At 63.5% G+C, this 1,111-nt stretch carries 2 protein-coding genes; one reads left to right on the plus strand and one right to left on the minus strand.

All coding sequences use genetic code 11. The features are described 5' to 3' along the window. Positions 1-598, minus strand: a 598-nt coding sequence (locus tag ABYW26_RS14675; protein ID WP_372605659.1) for a sulfotransferase family 2 domain-containing protein, incomplete at its 3' end; no start/stop codon positions are given. Positions 599-709: 111 nt separating this feature from the next. Between ABYW26_RS14675 and ABYW26_RS14680 the strand changes: the two genes are divergently transcribed. Beyond that, positions 710-1,111: AMP-binding protein (locus tag ABYW26_RS14680; protein WP_372605660.1), on the plus strand; the 402-nt coding region annotated here is incomplete at its 3' end.

Below are 1,111 nucleotides of genomic sequence, written 5' to 3' on the forward strand. Positions count from 1 at the left end.
CGACCAGTTCGGCATCGGCGTCGCTGAAATAGCCGCGATAATCGCCCTCGCGGGCCGAGCGGTTCACATGCGGCAAGGTCAGGCGAAAGCCCAGATGCGCTTCGACCGGCGCCAGATCCCCGCGCAAATTTTCCTGCCGTAAATACAGATCGCAACAGGCGCTGCCGTTCGGCGCGCGGACGTAATCCTCGGCCCGGTCGCGCGACAGGGTGGCTTGGGTGTGCGGATGGTTCAGGAAAGCGGTGAAATCGCCGGATTTGGCCAGAACCACCGCCGGATGGTCGAATTTCTGAACCCGCAGCCAGTGGTAATAGCTGACCGCCCGATCCCACGGGTTGCGCACGATGGTGAAGACGAAAAAGCTGTGCATCTCGTCTTCTGAAATCAGCCCCGCCACATCCGCCAGCCGCGAATGTTTCCACAGCCGACCCGCGGTCTGGGTCTGTTTCAGGCGGTGGCGGCGCTTTTGCGCCTTGGGGGTGTCGCCGATCAGAATGTCTTCTGCCGCCGCCCGCGCCTCAAGCGCCAAAGCCAGCGACGTTCCCCCGGTCTTGGGGATGTGGACAAAAACGAAGCGGCGTTTGCGCGAGATGATCATGCCATCAGCCTAGCGCCGCACAGGGCCGCCGGAAACAGCCGAATTGAGCCTTTTCAAATCGGCCCCGCACCGCCAATATCACCGGACACCAGACATTAGGGGAGGACTGTCATGGGATGGCTAGCCGACGAAACCGGTCTTGATAAATGCGCCGCGAACCACGTTCCGCTGACGCCGCTGTCGCATTTGCGCCGGGCAGCGGATATTTTCCCGCACCGGCAGGCGCTTGTCGACCGCTCGCGCAGTTTCACCTATGCCCAGATGATCGAGCGTGTGACCCGTCTGGCCTCGGCGCTGGCCGGAATGGGGATCAAACCCGGCGACGTGGTGGCGACGCTTTTGCCCAACATCGCCGCTCAGGTCGAGGCCACCTGGGGCGTGCCCGCCTGCGGCGCGGTCCTGAACACCATCAACACCCGGCTTGAGGTCGAGACCGTCAGCTATACCTTTGCCCATGCCGGGGCCAAGGTGGTGCTGGTCGATGCGGCGCTGTTGCCGCTGGCCGAAGCCGCC

Source organism: Actibacterium sp. (assembly GCF_041584535.1).
Classification (GTDB): Bacteria; Pseudomonadota; Alphaproteobacteria; order Rhodobacterales; family Rhodobacteraceae; genus Actibacterium_D.